The organism is Modestobacter sp. Leaf380, assembly GCF_001424485.1.
Lineage (GTDB): Bacteria > Actinomycetota > Actinomycetes > Mycobacteriales > Geodermatophilaceae > Klenkia.
This window is the reverse complement of the sequence record NZ_LMQC01000021.1, coordinates 23550-39556: the sequence shown is the minus strand read 5'-3', so window position 1 is coordinate 39556 and position 16007 is coordinate 23550. Positions and strand designations below refer to the sequence as shown.

Below are 16007 nucleotides of genomic sequence, written 5' to 3'. Positions count from 1 at the left end.
TCCACCGGCTGGACCCTCTCCCGGGGGGAGGCCGCACGGTGGTCGGCATGACCGAGCTGCCCGCCGTCGTCACGGCCTACGCCACCCACCGCTCCCCCGACCTGTTCACCCCCGACGCCTCCGTCACCGACGAGGGCCGCACGCACACCGGCCGCACCGAGGTGGCCGCCTGGCTGGAGCGCAGCTCCTCGGAGTGGACCTACACGACCGAGCGCACCGGCTCGGCCCGCCTGGACGACGACCACTGGACCGTCACCGAGCACCTGGAGGGCGACTTCCCCGGCGGCGTCGTGGACCTCGTCCACCGCTTCTCCCTGCGGGACGGCCTGATCGGCCAGCTGGTCATCGAGCCGGTCGTCGCCCACGTCACCGGGGAGACGGCAGCCCCCTGAGGAGGGCACCCCGCACCTGCGGTCGCCGGCCCGCGCTGCTCACCGCCCGGGCCACCGCCTGCGGCGCTCGACCCGGGCGGCCTGAGCCCGGGTCCGGGACTCCCGGGCGGCGGCCCCGTTCTCGGCAGCCCGTCGGCAGGCGTCCGCGGCGCGTGCAGCGAGGGCTGCCGCCCGGTCGTGCAGTCGGCCCACCTCCTGGTGCAGCTCGGCCCGGCGCTGCTCGTGCGCACCGACCCGGTCGTCGCGGTCGGCTGGCGCCGGGTCCTGGGAACCCAGCGCCAGGGCGGTGGACAGCAGGTGGGGCAGGTCCGCGACCAGGGCATCGACGTCGGCCGGTCCCGCCGTCCCGGCGAGCAGGCGGCGGCGCCCGTCGTGGCCCTGCACGCGGAGCGTGGTCATCAACAGCGCGGCCAGCAGCGCCGCGGGCACCGCGGGCGTCCGCTCCCCGATGACGCCGGCCAGCACCACCTCGGCCCGGGCGAAGAGCGTCCGCTCGTGCCGGAGCAGTGCCTGCGTGGCCTCGATCTCGCGAGCCACCTGCCGGCAGTCGGGGTCCACCAGGGACCGGAGGTCGGACTCCTGGGCGGCGACGAGGCGGGCGACCAGCGCCTCGTCCCACGGGCCCCCGTCGTGGTCCGGGCGCAGGGTCTCCGGGGACAGCACGGCCGGCAGCCGGTCCAGGAAGAAGAGCTCCTCCTTGGTGGCGGCGTGCGCGTAGACCGTGGCGGTCGCGACGTCGGCGGCCCGGGCGACCTGCTCCACGGTGGTCGCCGCGAACCCCTGCTCGTGGAAGAGCCGCCTGGCCGCGAGCACGACACGCTCCCGGACCCGGGCGCGCTGTCGCTGCCGCCGGCAGCCCACGTGTGGCGCAGGAACGGTCACGGCACGTCCCTGGCTGGTCGGGAGCGACCGCGGGCGCGGGACGCCGTGCGCGCTCACGCGGCACCGGACCGTCGACGGACGGCGTGGTTCCTCAGCCCACCGTAGCCGCTGTCCGGTCCGGGCAGGGCCGCGACGCCGGTGCCGCGCCGGGGCGACCGCTCAGGTCTGGCAGCTGGGGCACCACCAGGTGTGCCGGTTCTCCGGGTCGCCGACGACCTCGGCGGAGAACTGCAGCGGCGTCCCGCAGCGCCGACAGGGCTCCCGGGTCCGGCCGTAGACGTAGTACCGCTGGCCGGGCCGGGTGTTGCCGGTCGTCACCCGTCCCGGACCACCGGGCTGCACGGCGAACCGCATCGCCCGGACGGCGAGACGGACCAGCGGCTCGACGTCCACCTCACCGACCGGGGTGAGCGGCAGGTGGCCGCGCAGGAAGCACAGCTCGTTGACCCACACGTTGCCCAGTCCGGCCACGACGCGCTGGTCGAGCAGGGCCGAGATCAGCGGCCGCTCGGGCTGGGCCTCCAGGTTCGCGGTGGCCCGGGCGATCAGCTCGGGCACCGGCACGCGGTCGTCGAGCAGGTCGGGTCCCAGGTGCCCGACGACGGTGTCCTCGGCGCTGGTGGGCAGCAGCTCCACCACCGGCATCCGCAGCGCGATCGCGGTGGCACCGGTCGTGCTCAGCACCAGCCGGGCGTCGCCCATCATCCGGCGGGGCAGCGTCTTGCCCACGCCCACGACGCTCCACTCGCCGTCCATCCGCAGGTGCGTGTGCAGCGTGAGCGCGTCGCCGGCGAGGTCCAGCCGGGTCAGCAGGTGCTTGGCCCGGGCCACGGTGCCCAGCACGCGCGCCCCGGTCAGGTCCGCGGTGGCGTGCTTGGGGACCCGGAAGTCGCTGCCGGTGACCTCGGTCCCGGTGAGGACGCCGAGGCGACGGGCGAGGCGGTAGATCGTGTCACCTTCGGGCATCGGGGCCCACGGTATGCGGGTGCACGACGGGGCGGGTCGGCGACCGGCCCGGTCAGGACGAGCTGGAGTCCACCGACCCCACGGCGGCATCCACGTCGGCCGCCCACCGGGTCACCCCGCACGCGCCGATGACGACGACCTCGTCCACGACCATCGGGACACCGGCGGCGGCGGCCACGGCGACCGCGACCCGGGCCGCCAGCTCGATCGCGCCCGCGGCGTCCGGGGCCGCGAGGGAGGACTCCAGGTAGAAGACCTCGGGGACGTGCGGGTCCTCCCGCACCGACATCCCCGGCGGGACGTCGACCCGCAGGGCGAGACCGGCCTCCCAGGCGTGTGCCTCCGTCGTCTCCAGCACGGATGAGGCCACGAAGGTCTCCACCACTCACTCCTCGTCACACGTCGTACCCCTGCGGTCCCGCCCGTCGTCCGGGTGTGGGCACCGCTCCAGCGTCGTTCGTGGACCTGGTGCCCGCCGGCCGCGGCCCTGACACCGGTCGCGGGCCGGGTTCACCCGACGGGGGTGGTCGGCGTCCCTCAGGCGGTGGGCTCGTGACCGCCGCGGAGGATGCAGAACTGGTTGCCCTCGGGGTCGGCCAGGACGACCCAGCCGGTGCCCGGACCGTGGATGCCCCGGTGGTCGGCGACCTGGGTCGCACCGAGCCCGAGCAGCACCTCCAGCTCCTCGTCGCGGGAGCGCTCGACCGGGCGCAGGTCCAGGTGGACCCGCTTGGGGATGCCGGTGTCGAACCCGGGCACCTCCAGGAAGAGCAGCCGCTCCCCGGTGCTCGGCGAGACGATCGTGCACTCCTCGTCGCCGGGCACGTTGGGGTCGCCGTCGACGTCCACGAAGCCGAGGACCTGCTTCCACCACTCCGAGAGGGCGTGGGCGTCGACGCAGTCGATGCTGACGTGGGAGATGCGTGCCGTCATCGTCGGATCGTGACAGGTCCGGGCGTCGGCGGACGACTCACCGCAGCAGGTCGGTCAGCGCCCCCCGCAGCTCCGGGTGACCGAACGCGAAGCCGGCCTCGGCCAGCCGGCGGGAGACCGCCCGTCGCCCGGTGAGGGCCAGCGCCGGGTCGGTGCGCAGCAGCACCGCCCCCAGGCGCAGCAGGGCTGCAGGCGTCGGCGGCGCGGCCGGACGGTGCAGCACCGACCGCAGGGTCGCCATGAGCTCGGCGTTGCGCACCGGGTTCGGCGACGACGCGATCAGCACACCCTCCGGTGCCGGTGCCGGTGCCGCCGGCTCGTCGATGCCCAGGCTCCAGCGGGTGACGGCCAGCCAGTCCTCCACGTGCAGCCAGCTGACCCACTGCCGCCCGCCGGCGATGCGCCCGCCCAGGCCACACCGGGTGAGCCACACCAGCCGGTCCAGCGCCGGGGAGTCCCGGTCCAGGACGACGCTGGTGCGCAGCACCGTCTGCCGCACCGCGTTCGCCCCGGCCGCCGCCTCCTCCCACCGGCGCGCGACCTCGGTCATCTGCCGCGGGCCGTCCCCCGGCGGCGTGTCCTCGTCGACCAGCGTCTCGCCGGCATCCCCGACGATCGCCGTCGTGCTGGCCTGCACCCACACCGGCACGGGCTCGTCGAGCCGCTCGGCGGCGGCGCGCAACGCCAGCGTCGGCTGCACACGCGACCGGGTGAGCAGGTCGGTGTTGGCCGCGGTCGGACGGCGGTCCACCAGCTCGCCGGCCAGGTTCACCACCGCCGCCCCGGCCAGCTCCACGGCCCAGGGGCCGACGGTCACGCCGTCCCACGCCACCTACCGCACGGGGCCGGACCGCGGGCTCCGGGACAGGACCACGACCTCGTGCCCCCGCGCGGCCAGGTCAGCCGTCAACCGACGTCCCAGGGACCCGGACCCACCCGCCACCACGACCTTCACGGGGCGAGTGTGCTCCGCCGACGACCGGCTCGTCCGTCTGCGGGTGCGCTCCTCGGCGTGGTCGCCGCCGCGCAGCACGCCGGGCGGGCCTGCGGGACGTGTCGTCGGCGGGACAGTGGACATGGTGCTCCCAGGCCAGGGTCCGGACCCAGGCTCAGGCCTCGTCCGGTCGAGCTGACGGACGGACGGGGTCGCCACCTCATCGGACCGGCGGTCCAGTCGGTGACGGCCTCGGCGAACCGGGGCAGCGACGCCGTCGCCGCGTCCAGCTGCAGCTCCGACTCCTGGACGAGGTCGACGACCAGGCCGGTCTCCTGGCTGAGCGCGACCAGGAACAGGACGTTGCCGGAGGTGCCCAGCGCGTTCTGCGGGACGTGCGTGGACACCGTCGTCGAGGCGACGCCCGCTTCCCGGGCGACCCGGACGACCGGGGTGCCGGCGAAGCCCCGCTCGGTGGACAACCGCTGGACGGTGGACACGATCTGCCGACGGTCGTGCGACCGGACGGCAGCGCGGTGGTGGGACCCCGAGGACTGGGGCAGGCGCACGATGCTGGACCACGGCCGGCGCCGCTGCCACGTCACCCCTGGCCGAGGTCGGTGACCAGGTTGACCGCCACGGCGACGACCACGGTGCCGAACAGGTAGGACAGCAGGGCGTGGCCGAGCGCGACCTTGCGGATCACCCGGGACTCCAGCTGGGTGTCCGGGACGGCGAAGCTCATGCCCACCGTCGACGCCAGGTAGGCGAAGTCGCTGTAGGCAGGCGGTTCGCGCTGCCCGAAGTCGATCCCGCCGTCGGGCCCGTCGGCGTAGAAGCGGCGGGCGTACTTGAGGGCGAAGACGGTGGTCACCAGCGCCCAGGACACCATCACCACGAGCACGCACAGGACGACGACCGCGACCCCGACGGCGTCGCCGGACCCGGAGCGGACCAGCCCCTCGACGACGGCGGCGAGGCTCACGACCGCCGCGGCCAGCACGGCGGTGTCGGTGGCGCGGGTGCGACCCTCCTCCTCGGCCAGCCGCCGGGTGCCCTCGGCGTCGCAGGGCCAGCTGATCCGCCAGGCCCAGGTGAGCAGCCCGCCGGCGGCCACCAGCCACCCGAGGAGGACCGCCAGCTCGGGGATCCCGGCCACCACGACGAGCCCGCCGGCGACGACCCCGCTGGCGAGGCTGAGGAGCACACGGCGCCAGGACAGGATCGTCCCGCGCCCATCCGTGGTGACCCCGGCCGCCGAGCCGGCGGCGCTCACGGGAGTCCCCCGTGCTTCACGAGCCGGGACGGAACACCGCGCGCACGCACCCGTCCTCCTTCTCCTTGAACATCCGGTAGCCCTTCGGACCGTCGTCCAGGGACAGGACGTGGGTGGCCAGGTGCTCGGTCCGCACCTCGTCGCGGCTCATCAGGTCGAGGATCTCGGGCACGTAGCGGTGCCCGTGCTGCTGGGCCCCGCGCAGGGTGAGCGCCTTGTTCATCATCGCGCCCATCGGGAACTTGTCCACCAGACCGCCGAACACGCCGAGGGCGAAGACCGTGCCCCCCTTGCGGCAGGCGTAGACGGCCTCCCGCAGGGCCGTCGGCCGGTCCGACTGCAACCTCAGCTGCTGCTTGACCTGGTCGTACAGGTACTGCGGGCCGGTGCCGTGGGCCTCCATCCCCACGGCCTCGATGCAGACGTCCGGTCCGCGGCCACCGGTCATCTCCCGCAGCTCGGCGGGGACGTCCACCTGCTCGTAGTCCAGGGTGTCCGCGCCGATGTGGGTGCGGACCATGCCCAGCCTGTTGTCGATGCGGTCGATGACCACGACCCGCTCGGCCCCCATGAGCATCGCCTTGCGGGCAGCCATCTGACCCACCCCGCCGGCGCCCCACACCGCTACCCCGTCGCCGGGCTGCACCCCCGCCTGGTCCGCACCGGTCCAGCCGGTGGGGGCGGCGTCCGAGGCGAACAGCGCCCGCTCGTCGGACACACCGTCCGGGATCGTGAACGCGCCCTGGTCGGCGTAGGGCACCCGGATGTAGCGGGCGTGGCTGCCCGCGTAGCCGCCGAGGGCGTGCGAGTACCCGAAGCAGCCGCCGATGGCCTGGCCCCACAGCGCCTCGGTGATCCCCGGGTTGGGGTTGCCGTTGTCGCACAGCGAGAACAGCCCCTGCCGGCAGTACCAGCACTGCCCGCAGCTGATGAAGGACACGACCACCACGCGGTCGCCGACGCGGTGCCTGGTCACCCCCTTGCCGACCTCGGCGACCCTGCCCATGAACTCGTGCCCGAGGACGTCGCCGGACCGCATCGCCGGGATGTAGCCGCCCATCAGGTGCAGGTCAGAGCCGCAGGTCACCGACAGCCCGACCTCGAGGATGATGTCGTGGTCGTTGAGGATCGTCGGCTCGGGGACGTCCTCCACGCCGATCTCGTTCACGCCGCGCCAGGTCACCGCCTTCACAGCACTCCTCCTCTCGGCGCCCGTCGGGTGGCGCCCTCCAGCGCCTCGCCGGCCGGCGTGGCGTTCCGCTCGCCGTGGGGGGTGGGGTCCACGGCGAGGACCTCGCCCACCTCGATCAGCTGCTTGGCCTCGCGCAGCGCGGCCCGCAGGTCGCCCTGCGCACCGCTGCCGGCCAGCCGCGCCGGGGCGGGGGACCGCCCGGCCGGGCGCCGGGTCAGTCGCGCGGCCAGCTCGGTGCCCTTGCCGCCCGGCGCCGGGCGCGTCCGCGTCTCGATGCCGTCGCCGAACGAGGCCAGCGACCTCGGCAGTGCCGCGGCGTCGACCTCCGCCGGCTCGCGGCAGACCGTGACGGCCAGCCACCCGGACGCCGGGGGCCCCGCCGCGCCCGGCCCGTCGTGCCCGAGGGCAGAGCGGACCTGCCGGACGACGGTGCCGCCCGCCTTGGACGCCAGGGACGCCACCGTCCCGAGGGCGCTCACGACCGGCCTCCTGCGGCCGTGCTCTGCGGGGCCCGCGCGAACTCCTGCACGATGCGCGCGCAGAACGCCGGCAGGTCCTCCGGTGACCGGCTGGTGGTGAGGTTGCCGTCGGTCACGACCTCCTCGTCCACCACCTCGGCGCCGGCATTGCGCAGGTCGGTGCGCACGCTGGGCCACGAGGTCAGCCGCCGCCCGTCGACCACGCCGGCCTCGGCCAGGGTCCAGGGGCCGTGGCAGATGGAGGCCACCGGCTTCCCCGTCCGGACGAAGGCCCCGACGAAGCGCACCGCGTCGGCGTCCATCCGCAGCTTGTCCGGGTTGACGGTGCCCCCGGGCAGCAGCAGGGCGTCGTAGTCCTCGACCGAGGCGGCACCCACGAGCCGGTCGACGCCGAAGGTGCCGGCGTCGGTCAGGTCGTGGTCACGGGCCTGGATCTCACCGGTCGTGATCGACAGGACGTCGGTGCGTGCCCCGGCGTCCTCGAGTGCCCGGCGTGGCTCCTCCAGCTCCACCCGCTCGACGCCGTCGGCCGCCAGGACGGCGACCCGGCGTCCGCTCAGCTCCCCGGCCACGTCAGGCACCCGCCATCGCGGGGTGCAGCACGACCTTCGTCCACCCCTGGTCGCGGGCGTCGAAGTGCTGGTAGGCCTCCGGTGCCCGGTCCAGGGGGAGTTCATGGCTGACGATGAACGACGGCTCGGCCTTGCCGGCGGCGATCAGGTCGCGCAGCTGCCGGTTGTACTTCTTGACCGGCGCCTGGCCGCTGCCGATGTGCTGGCCCTTGAACCAGAAGAGCCCGTAGTCGAGGGCGACCTTGCCCTGCTTGGCCAGCTCGTCGCTGGCTCCCGGGTCCTGCGGCACGAAGACGCCGACGTTCCCGATGCGCCCGGTGAACCGCACCGAGGCGATGAGCCGGTTCATGGTCAGGCTCGCCTGCTCCTGCCCGTCGGGCTCGTGCGCCTGGTAGCCGACGCACTCGCAGCCGTTGTCCGCGCCCAGCCCCATGGTCTGGTCCAGGACCGCCTGCACCGGGTCGACCGCCGAGTCGTCGATGGCGATCGCGCCGATCGACTCGGCCAGCCGCAGCCGGTCGGGGTTGCGGTCGACGACCATGACCTTGCTCGCGCCCTTGATGGTCGCCGACAGCGCGGCCATCAGCCCGACCGGACCGGCGCCGTAGACCACCGTCTGGTCGCCGGGCTGCACGCCCGCCAGCTCGGTGGCGTGGTAGCCGGTCGGGAAGATGTCGGCGAGCATCACGTAGTCGGTCTGCCGTTCCTCGGCGTCCTCCCCCAGCCGCAGGCAGTTGAAGTCACCCCACGGCACGCGCAGCAGCTCGGCCTGGCCGCCGCCGTAGGGGCCCATGTCGGCGAACCCGTAGGCGGCACCGGCCATGCTCGGCTCCGGCTGGGCGGTGAGGCAGTAGTTGGTGAGCTGCCGCTCGCAGTTCTTGCAGTGCCCGCAGGCGATGTTGAACGGCAGGACGACCCAGTCGCCGACCCGCACCTGGTCCACCCCGTTGCCGACTGCCACGACCTGGCCCAGGTTCTCGTGCCCGAACCAGCGACCGGTCTCGAAGTCGGTGCGGCCCTCGTACATGTGCAGGTCCGAGCCGCAGATGTTCGCCGAGGTGACCCGCACCAGCACGTCCGTCTCCCGCTCGATCCGGGCGTCGGGTACGTCCTTGACGCTCACCTGCCGCGGTCCGTCGTAGACCACTGCCTTCACGATGCCTCCTCCGGGGACCGACCCACCGGGTGTGGGTCCACACCGATCGAAGCGGGGACCGGGTGGCCCCGGCATCGGCAGACCTGCCGATCCGTCGGCGGGCTCCCCGGGTTGAGGAGCTCGGCCCGGTCGGGGAGGCTCGGCACGGAGCACGGGCGCCGGGCAGCGGGGACGTCCGCCGGAGTCCGGTCTGCGCTCCTGGCCGTCAAGAAGTCGCGGCCCCGACCCGACCTGCGGCCCTGGGCCGCCGGAGGCCGTCGTGCACCTGGACCCGCTCCCCCCGGACCCGCTCCCCCCGGACCCGCCAGGCGCGGGGTCGGGACGCCTGCAGTCGGTGCTCGCGCTCCTGCAGCACCTCCTGCCCGCCCACACCGCACGGGTGGCCCAGGTCCCCCCGGGCCACCGCTGCACCGACGACCGATCCCCCCGGGACGACGAACCGACCCGGGTCCCGCTGGTGACCGGCGATGGCCGCGAGGTCGGCCACCTGCTGCTGCGGGCCCGGGACGGACGGCCACCGGGCCCGGGGAGGTGGCAGCTGCTCGGGCAGGTGCTCCCCCTGCTGGCCGAGGAGGTCGACCCGATGCGCGCCGTGCTCGACGCCGTCCGGCGCGTCCCCGACGTCGTCGCCGGCGCCGTCCTCGCACCCGACGGCGGCTGCCTCGAGATCCCGGGACTGGAACCCCACCCGCTGCTGCATGCCGGATCACCCGTGGCGGCCGCCGCGTCCGAGCGGATCGGGGTCTGCCGCCTGGGCACCTCCTTCCTGTGGCCCACCGGCGCCCGGGGTGCCGCGCTCGGTCACGTGCGGGTCACCGCGCTGGACACCGGGGCGCCCGCGGCGGACCACCGACCACCGTCCTGCTGATCTCCCCCGCCGGGGACCTGGACGCCCTGACCCCCCGGGAGCTGGAGGTGCTCGGGTACCTGGTCGACGGGGCGAGCAACCCCGAGATCGCCGAGGCCCTCGTCGTGGCGGAGCGCACCGTGGCGACCCACGTCGAGCACATCCTGCTCAAGCTGGGCACGCCGACCCGGACGCTGGCCGCCGTCCGGGCCGAGCGGTACGGCCTGTACGTGCCGGCCGGGTGCCACCCGCCCGGACCGGAGCTGTCCTGGCGTCACTGACCGGGCTGGCCGAGGTTCGTCACCAGGTTCACGGCGACCGCCACGACGACCGTGCCGAACAGATGGGACAGCAGGGCGTGCCCGAGAGTGAGCTTGCGGACCCGGGTGGCCACGAGCCGGGTGTCGGAGACCGCCGAGCTCATGCCCACCGTGAACGCGAGGTAGACGAAGTCGCTCAGCGCGGGCGGATCGGGCTGACCGGAGTCGATGCCGCCGTCGCGACCCGCGGCGTAGAACCAGCGTGCGTACTTCAGCGCGAACACCGTGTTCACCAGCGCCCAGGACAGGATCACCACCAGCAGGCCGAGGACGACGGCGACCATGCCGACGGGGTCCATGGACCTGGACCGGACCAGCGTCTCCACGACCGCCCCCAGGCTGACGACCGCGGCGCCGAGGACGGCGGTGTCCGTGGCGTGGGTCCGTCCCTCCTCCTCGGCCAACAACCGGGTCTGCTCCGGGTTGCGGCGCCAGCTGATCCGCCACACCCACACGAGCAGGGCGGCCGCAGCGACCGTCCACCCGGCGAGGACCGCGACGTCGGCCGCCCCGACCAGGGCGACACCCATCCCGACGAGGACGCCGCCGGCCAGGCAGATGAGCACCCGACGCCGGGACAGGATGGACTGGCACGGCGCGCTCCAGCCGGATGCCCCGCGCCCGCCGGCGCTCACCGGCACCGGTCCGCGTGGGCTGGTCGTCGCCCGTCGTCGCCCACTGCCTGCACGGTGCCTCCTCCGCCGAGGGCCCGCCCCACCGCGTCCGGGGGCTCTCCCCGATCGAACCGAGCAGGACCCGGTCGGGCATCGGCAGGCCCACCGATCTCCCTGCCTGCTCCTCGTCGCGGAGCAGTGCCGTGACGGTCCGGGTGGCCCTCGTGGGTGCCGACGGTGTCGGGGCCCGCCGCGCCCATTGCTGCACACACGCACGAAGCGGGCCGCCCGATGAGGACGGCCCGCTTCTGGCCTGCAACTCCCCCGTCGGGCTGACGGGATCTGAACCTGCGACACCTTGACCCCAGCCCGCAGCGTGGGGTCCAGCGCCGTCCGCGCACGTCGTGTTCTCGCAGGTCCGGCGGTGACGGCGTCCGAGGCCGTCCGTCGCTGTGCGGGGTCGTCCGGACTGCGTTGCCGTACCGGTTGCTGTACTCGGCCACGACGGGAGGCGCCGGGTCAGTGGTCGTAGACCTCCCGGCGGTGTCCGGCACGGACGACGGTCACGACCAGCGCCTCGTCGAGGACGTCGTAGATCACGCGATGGTCCCCCACCCGGATGCGCCAGGCGGTCTGCTCCCCCACCAGCTTGGTCGCTCCCACCGGACGCGGGTCCTCGGCCAGGTCACCGATGGCAGCGATGAGCCGGACGCGCACGGGGCGGTCGAGCTTGCGCAGCTGCCGCGCAGCCGCGGTGGTGAACTCGACGGAGTACGTCACCCAGCGAGCTCGTCACGCACCTCGGCCAACGACACCCGCTCCCCGTCGTCGGCGGCCTTGGCCGCCCGGTAGGCAGCTACGTCCTGAGACATCTCCAGCGCCTCCAGGGCTTCCAGGTCGGCGACCCCGACCACCACAGCGGCCAACTTGCCGTTGCGGGTCACCCCGATGCGCTCCCCGCCGTACATCGCACGACCCAACACGTCGGAGAGCTGACCGCGCAGCTCGCGGGTGGTGACCTCACCTGAGATGGTGTCCATACAGACGATCTTACGCTGCATTTGCAACTGTGTACACAAAAATCTCTTGCTGGTCTCGTGACCCTGTAAGGCCGCCGCCATTCCGCTGTTGATTCACAACCTCCGAAGGGCGGGGTCGTGGTCCGTTGTTTCCGGAACGGGTTTCGGTCACCCTTCCCCGGTCTCGAGCTGCGGGTTCGAGCGACGGATCGAACGGCAGTCCAGCGGTTCACAAACGGGGACTTGTGAGCCGCCCAGTCGGGACGATCTTTGGCTGAGCACGGCACCGATGCGTGTCGCAGTCTCGCCGTGCCAGTCTTGCTCGGTGTGGGTGGACAGATGAGCCGAACAGATGACGACGTGGAAGCTTTCGCGTTCCGGGCACCGGACGTGGACCTCGCCGATCTCCGCGCGCGGTTGGCCTCAGCACGACTGCCGGAACCCGAGACAATCAGCGGGGACGTGTCGGGCCGGTCGCGGTGGGCTCAAGGGGTGCCCCTTGACGTCCTCGACGACCTCGTTGACTACTGGCACACCGGGTACGACTGGCGCACGTTCGAGCGCCGCCTTAATGGTGTCAGCCAGTTCCGCACGTGCATCGACGGGCTGGGGATCCACTTCCTGCACTGTCGGTCCTCGCGCGCAGATGCGACTCCGTTGGTCCTCACCCACGGCTGGCCGGGCAGCATCGTGGAGTACCTCGACGTCCTCGACGACCTGGTCGAACCCGGCAGCGCCGATGTCCCCGCGTTCCACCTCGTGGTGCCCTCATTGCCCGGTTTCGGGTTCAGCGACAAGCCGACAACCACGGGCTGGGGAACGGAGAAGATCGCCTCCGCCTGGGTCGAGCTCATGAGACGGCTCGGCTACGACAGGTTTACCGCCGCCGGCGGCGACTGGGGCGGAGTGATCACCACGATCCTCGGCGGTCGCTTCCCCGAGCAGGTCATGGGCATCCACACCACGCTCGCACCAGCTCCCCCCGGACTGACGACCGACGGACTGACCGAGGTCGAACTCAGCTGGGTGGCGGGATCCCACGACTTCGCAACCCACCGCACCAGCTACGGCAAGGAGCAGGCCACCGGCCCGCAGACCATCGGGTACTCACTCGTCGACTCCCCCGTCGGGCTGCTGGCCTGGATCCTGGCCAAGTTCGCCGAATGGACCGACACCGAAGGCAGCCCGTTCGAGACGATCTCCCGCGACGCCGTGCTAGACAACGTCACCCTGTACTGGCTGACGCGCAGCGGGGCATCAGCGGCCCGCATCTACTGGGAGAGCTGGAACTCCCTCGACCCTGACCTGCGGGTCGGAGTCCCCACCGCGATCAGCATCTACCCCCACGACATCGAGAAGTGGCCGCTGGCCTGGGTGGAGAAACGTTACCGACAGATCGTCCGCTGGCAGGTGCAGGACGCAGGGGGCCACTTCCCCTCACTCGAAGTCCCGGACGCGTTCGTCCGTGACATCCAAGAGAGCCTCACGGCCGTACTCACCGCGGCCAACCCACCAGGGACGCACTCCCCAACAGGAGGGCACCGAAGCAGCTAGCAGCATGCCCTGCCGCCTGAACGGGGGCGACGCCCGACCACAACTGAGCCCCAGCAGTGCACCGACGGTCGGTCGACGCGGAGGGAGGAGCACCGTCCAGTATTCGCCAGGCACGGGCGACACGTGGCCCGGCTTTGCCGCGCTCCTCTTTTGGACCACGTTGTGGGCCGGTTTTCGTGGGCCCACATACCGGGGTTTCTGGTCAGCACGCAATGCCGGACGGGCTTCGGCTCCACCGGCCGAGTTGGTGGTTTGGTTCGCGCCGTCGGGGAGAGGCAACGGCAGGCTCATCGAGCCCGACCACCGAGACGATCGGTGCCGCATCGAGTCCGGCGAGCTGCAGCCAACCGACCTCTGATCGAGGTTCGCACCGTCGTAGAGCAGTCGTGGTGCGCCTGCGGCTGCCCGCCGCAGCCACGTCGCACTGCGGTCAGGCAACCGTCACAGGCCCGGGTTGGCTGTCTGCTGCCTGAGGTGGCGGGAGGCCCGCTGGTCCCCGTCGCGGTCGATGAGGACTTCGTTGATGGCCTGGACCAGCACGAGGTACTCCGCGCTGGCGGCGGGCCCGTCGAGTGTTAGGGCGAACTCGACGAACGCCAGCGGCCAGTCGCCGCCGAGGGCGGCGTACTCCAGCCAGATGTCATAGGCATCGAGGTCCAGGGACGCGAACGCCTTCGACACCGACGTCAAGGTCCTGCTGGACACCGCGCACCGCTTCCTGAGCGACCGCCGAATTGGCTTCGTCCCGCGGACGACTTCGCCGGCGTGGCTGGGGTCGCCGGGGTCGCCGCGCCCACCGCTTCGGTCGGGGTCGCGGCACCCACCGTCGCAACCGCGGGCATCGCCATGCCGCCTAGCGGCAGCTGCCCGGCCAGGACCACGGTCGGCGTTGGTCTGCTCGGCATCACCATCTGTATTTGCCTCTGAGCACCCTGACCCCGCCCCGCCCCGCCCCCTCGGGGCGACTTGTGCCCATTCCGTCGCGGCCTGGCTCGGGAGAAACGTCCCAGCCACTCGGATGACGCCTTCAGCACGACGGAATTACCGCACGACTCAGGCGGGCTACGTCTGAACGCGCACTCCGCATGACGCCCTGTCTGGTCCGTGTGGTCTGCCGTCTCCGAAATTGATGTGCCCGGGCTGGATTACCTTCCCAGGCGCGCTCTGGTTCTGCACGCGGGTACCAGGTCTCCACCGAGATGGCCGAACTGCGGGTCCCTGTGCTTCGACCCGTGTCTCTAATCGGCGAGGCCAGCCCGTATGGCAAAGATGGCTGCTTGGGTGCGGTCCCGGAGTTCGAGCTTGCTCAGGACCCGGGCGACGTGTGCCTTGACGGTGTACTCCGATAGGTAGAGCTGCGCGGCGATCTCGGCGTTGGATCGTCCGGTTGCCAGCTGCTGGAGGATCTCGCGTTCCCGGTCGGTCAGCTTGCCTACCCGCGGGTCCTGGACGGGGGCAGCGGGGTGGAGCTGGGTGGCGAAGGTGTCCAGCAGGCGGCGGGTGACGCGGGGGGCCACGACGGCGTCGCCTCGGGCGATGGTGCGGATGGCCTCGACGAGGCGGTCGGGGTCGGAGGTCTTGAGGAGGAAGCCGCTGGCACCGGCTTGCAGGGCGGCGAAGGCGTACTCGTCGAGGTCGAAGGTGGTCAAGACGAGCACCCGACTGGGGAGTCCGGCGGCGACGATCTGCCTCGTGGCGGCGACCCCGTCGGTGCCAGGCATGCGGATGTCCATCACCACGACGTCGGGTCGCAGCCGTCGGGCGAGGTCGACCGCTTCAGATCCGGTGCCGGCCTGGCCGATGACGTCGATGTCGTCACTTCCGCCCAGCACCATGCCCAGACCCATCCGGACCAGGGGCTCGTCGTCTGCCAGCACCACCGTGATCACGTGGCCACCTCCGGGTGGGGGGCGGTCAGCGGCAGGCGGGCGCGGACGCCCCAGCCACCCGCCGCCATCGGTCCAGACGTCACCGTGCCGCCGTGTGCGAGCACCCGCTCCCGCATCCCGACCAGACCCAGACCGCCCGACGGGGCCGGGAATGTCGGCGGATGACCGTCATCGGTCACCGTGATGGAGAGGTGGGAATCAGCCCAGTGCAGGGACACCGATGCCGAGGTGGCGTTGCATGCGTGCCGCAGGCTGTTGCTCAGTGCCTCTTGGACCAACCGGTAGACCGTCAGGCCTGTCCCGCCTCCGAGTGGGACCGGCTTGCCGTGGACCTGCAGGACAGTGGGCAGCCCGGCGGTGCGGACCTGGTCGACCAGGGCCTGGAGGTCAGCCAGGCCAGGTGCGGGGGGACGGCCACTATCGCCGAAGTCGGTCGGGTCGTCGGGGTCACGAAGGACACCCAGGAGGGCGCGCATCTCCTGCATCGCCTCGCGGCCGGTACCGGCGATCGCCTGCACCGCCTCGCACGCGTCCGCTAAACCGCGGTCGTTGCGCAAGGCCACCGTGGCCCCGTCGGCCAGGGTGGTCATGACGGCAATGTTGTGGGAGACGATGTCGTGCACCTCACGGGCGATCCGGCGCCGCTCGTCGGCAACCGCTGCCTGTGCCATCGTGCGTTGAGTGCGCTCAGCCTGCTCGGCTCGGTCGCGCAGGCTGGCCAGGACCATCCGCCGGGCGCGGCGGTTGCGGCCCCGGGCGACCGCTGCGACGCCCAGCGCAGACAGTAGGAACACGGGCCGGTCCCCGGTGGATGGGGGGGTTAGCAGCGTTGCGCCGATGAGGACAGCGGCGAGGGTGACCGCAGCGCCGGCGGCCCAGTCGGGGGCGTGCTCGACCACCGTTACCAGGCACAGCAGCACGGCCAGGACGGGGATGGTGAGCACCCCACCGGTCAGCCCTAGTACGAGGAAGGCAACAACGG

General features: G+C 72.7%; 21 protein-coding genes. 3 read left to right on the top strand and 18 right to left on the bottom strand.

The genetic code is table 11. The annotated features are described in order from the left end of the window. The first annotated feature begins 47 nt into the window (after positions 1 to 47). Positions 48 to 392, top strand: coding sequence for a nuclear transport factor 2 family protein (locus tag ASG41_RS18155; protein ID WP_056299046.1), 345 nt, complete (start codon positions 48 to 50; stop codon positions 390 to 392). Positions 393 to 431: 39 nt separating this feature from the next. Here ASG41_RS18155 and ASG41_RS18150 read toward each other — a convergent pair whose 3' ends face one another. From ASG41_RS18150 to ASG41_RS25115, 12 genes are all read right to left on the bottom strand, one after another. Continuing rightward, positions 432 to 1205: a TetR/AcrR family transcriptional regulator gene (locus ASG41_RS18150; protein WP_056298443.1), complete on the bottom strand. Its 774-nt coding sequence runs from the start codon at positions 1203 to 1205 to the stop codon at positions 432 to 434. Between the two features lie 228 nt (positions 1206 to 1433). Next, a complete protein-coding gene (locus ASG41_RS18145) occupies positions 1434 to 2240 on the bottom strand; it encodes a DNA-formamidopyrimidine glycosylase family protein (RefSeq protein WP_056298440.1) in 807 nt (268 codons plus the stop codon). Between the two features lie 52 nt (positions 2241 to 2292). Then, on the bottom strand, positions 2293 to 2610 hold the full coding sequence (locus tag ASG41_RS18140; RefSeq protein WP_157519519.1) for a hypothetical protein: 318 nt from the start codon (positions 2608 to 2610) through the stop codon (positions 2293 to 2295). 167 nt (positions 2611 to 2777) lie between these two features. Further along, on the bottom strand, positions 2778 to 3173 hold the full coding sequence (locus ASG41_RS18135; RefSeq protein ID WP_056298435.1) for a VOC family protein: 396 nt from the start codon (positions 3171 to 3173) through the stop codon (positions 2778 to 2780). A 37-nt stretch (positions 3174 to 3210) separates the two neighbouring features. Beyond that, entirely contained in the window at positions 3211 to 3990 is a 780-nt protein-coding gene (locus ASG41_RS18130) for a DUF1731 domain-containing protein (RefSeq protein WP_200939086.1), read from the bottom strand. Positions 3991 to 4124: 134 nt separating this feature from the next. Next, positions 4125 to 4607: a hypothetical protein gene (locus ASG41_RS24345; protein ID WP_200939084.1), complete on the bottom strand. Its 483-nt coding sequence runs from the start codon at positions 4605 to 4607 to the stop codon at positions 4125 to 4127. A gap of 101 nt (positions 4608 to 4708) precedes the next feature. Further along, entirely contained in the window at positions 4709 to 5383 is a 675-nt protein-coding gene (locus tag ASG41_RS18120) for a DUF1345 domain-containing protein (RefSeq protein ID WP_200939082.1), read from the bottom strand. A gap of 16 nt (positions 5384 to 5399) precedes the next feature. After that, entirely contained in the window at positions 5400 to 6575 is a 1176-nt protein-coding gene (locus ASG41_RS18115; protein WP_056298429.1) for a zinc-dependent alcohol dehydrogenase, read from the bottom strand. Beyond that, a complete protein-coding gene (locus tag ASG41_RS18110) occupies positions 6572 to 7054 on the bottom strand; it encodes a hypothetical protein (RefSeq protein WP_082557093.1) in 483 nt (160 codons plus the stop codon). The genes ASG41_RS18115 and ASG41_RS18110 overlap by 4 nt, the downstream gene beginning before the upstream one ends. Next, the gene (locus tag ASG41_RS18105) at positions 7051 to 7626 is read right to left on the bottom strand and encodes a type 1 glutamine amidotransferase domain-containing protein (RefSeq protein ID WP_056299037.1); all 576 of its coding nucleotides are present in this window, start codon (positions 7624 to 7626) and stop codon (positions 7051 to 7053) included. Before ASG41_RS18105 ends, ASG41_RS18110 begins: the two co-directional genes overlap by 4 nt. A gap of 1 nt (position 7627) precedes the next feature. Continuing rightward, the gene (locus tag ASG41_RS18100) at positions 7628 to 8782 is read right to left on the bottom strand and encodes a glutathione-independent formaldehyde dehydrogenase (RefSeq protein WP_056298426.1); all 1155 of its coding nucleotides are present in this window, start codon (positions 8780 to 8782) and stop codon (positions 7628 to 7630) included. Between the two features lie 205 nt (positions 8783 to 8987). Continuing rightward, positions 8988 to 9482 (bottom strand): hypothetical protein, encoded by a 495-nt coding sequence (locus ASG41_RS25115; RefSeq protein WP_255353002.1) that lies wholly within the window; start codon positions 9480 to 9482, stop codon positions 8988 to 8990. Positions 9483 to 9550: 68 nt separating this feature from the next. Between ASG41_RS25115 and ASG41_RS25110 the strand changes: the two genes are divergently transcribed. Beyond that, positions 9551 to 9910 (top strand): response regulator transcription factor, encoded by a 360-nt coding sequence (locus ASG41_RS25110; RefSeq protein WP_255353001.1) that lies wholly within the window; start codon positions 9551 to 9553, stop codon positions 9908 to 9910. Here ASG41_RS25110 and ASG41_RS18085 read toward each other — a convergent pair. The 3 genes from ASG41_RS18085 to ASG41_RS18075 form a co-directional block, all read right to left on the bottom strand. Continuing rightward, a complete protein-coding gene (locus ASG41_RS18085) occupies positions 9904 to 10584 on the bottom strand; it encodes a DUF1345 domain-containing protein (protein ID WP_235564902.1) in 681 nt (226 codons plus the stop codon). The two genes, ASG41_RS25110 and ASG41_RS18085, sit on opposite strands and share 7 nt — an antisense overlap. A 498-nt stretch (positions 10585 to 11082) precedes the next feature. Continuing rightward, positions 11083 to 11343 carry a type II toxin-antitoxin system RelE/ParE family toxin gene (locus ASG41_RS18080; RefSeq protein ID WP_056298411.1) on the bottom strand — a complete coding sequence of 87 codons (261 nt, stop codon included), beginning with the start codon at positions 11341 to 11343 and terminating at the stop codon, positions 11083 to 11085. Beyond that, entirely contained in the window at positions 11340 to 11603 is a 264-nt protein-coding gene (locus ASG41_RS18075; RefSeq protein ID WP_056299033.1) for a type II toxin-antitoxin system Phd/YefM family antitoxin, read from the bottom strand. The genes ASG41_RS18080 and ASG41_RS18075 overlap by 4 nt, the downstream gene beginning before the upstream one ends. A gap of 339 nt (positions 11604 to 11942) precedes the next feature. Between ASG41_RS18075 and ASG41_RS18070 the strand changes: the two genes are divergently transcribed. Beyond that, on the top strand, positions 11943 to 13136 hold the full coding sequence (locus ASG41_RS18070; RefSeq protein ID WP_235564901.1) for an epoxide hydrolase family protein: 1194 nt from the start codon (positions 11943 to 11945) through the stop codon (positions 13134 to 13136). Positions 13137 to 13577: 441 nt separating this feature from the next. Here ASG41_RS18070 and ASG41_RS18065 read toward each other — a convergent pair whose 3' ends face one another. The 3 genes from ASG41_RS18065 to ASG41_RS18055 form a co-directional block, all read right to left on the bottom strand. After that, positions 13578 to 13817 carry a hypothetical protein gene (locus tag ASG41_RS18065; protein ID WP_157519517.1) on the bottom strand — a complete coding sequence of 80 codons (240 nt, stop codon included), beginning with the start codon at positions 13815 to 13817 and terminating at the stop codon, positions 13578 to 13580. A gap of 557 nt (positions 13818 to 14374) precedes the next feature. Further along, positions 14375 to 15025, bottom strand: a complete 651-nt coding sequence (locus tag ASG41_RS18060; RefSeq protein ID WP_056298401.1) for a response regulator transcription factor — start codon at positions 15023 to 15025, stop codon at positions 14375 to 14377. Continuing rightward, on the bottom strand, positions 15022 to 15969 hold the full coding sequence (locus ASG41_RS18055; RefSeq protein WP_056298398.1) for a sensor histidine kinase: 948 nt from the start codon (positions 15967 to 15969) through the stop codon (positions 15022 to 15024). The genes ASG41_RS18060 and ASG41_RS18055 overlap by 4 nt, the downstream gene beginning before the upstream one ends. Positions 15970 to 16007: the final 38 nt, after the last annotated feature.

What these genes read in the sequence shown, in the direction of transcription:
- ASG41_RS18155 (WP_056299046.1), top strand. Translation starts at nt 48, where the DNA reads ATGACCGAGCTGCCCGCCGTCGTCACGGCCTACGCCACCCACCGCTCC.
- ASG41_RS18145 (WP_056298440.1), bottom strand. Translation starts at nt 2,240, where the DNA reads ATGCCCGAAGGTGACACGATCTACCGCCTCGCCCGTCGCCTCGGCGTC.
- ASG41_RS18135 (WP_056298435.1), bottom strand. Translation starts at nt 3,173, where the DNA reads ATGACGGCACGCATCTCCCACGTCAGCATCGACTGCGTCGACGCCCAC.
- ASG41_RS25115 (WP_255353002.1), bottom strand. Translation starts at nt 9,482, where the DNA reads ATGCAGCAGCGGGTGGGGTTCCAGTCCCGGGATCTCGAGGCAGCCGCC.
- ASG41_RS18075 (WP_056299033.1), bottom strand. Translation starts at nt 11,603, where the DNA reads ATGGACACCATCTCAGGTGAGGTCACCACCCGCGAGCTGCGCGGTCAG.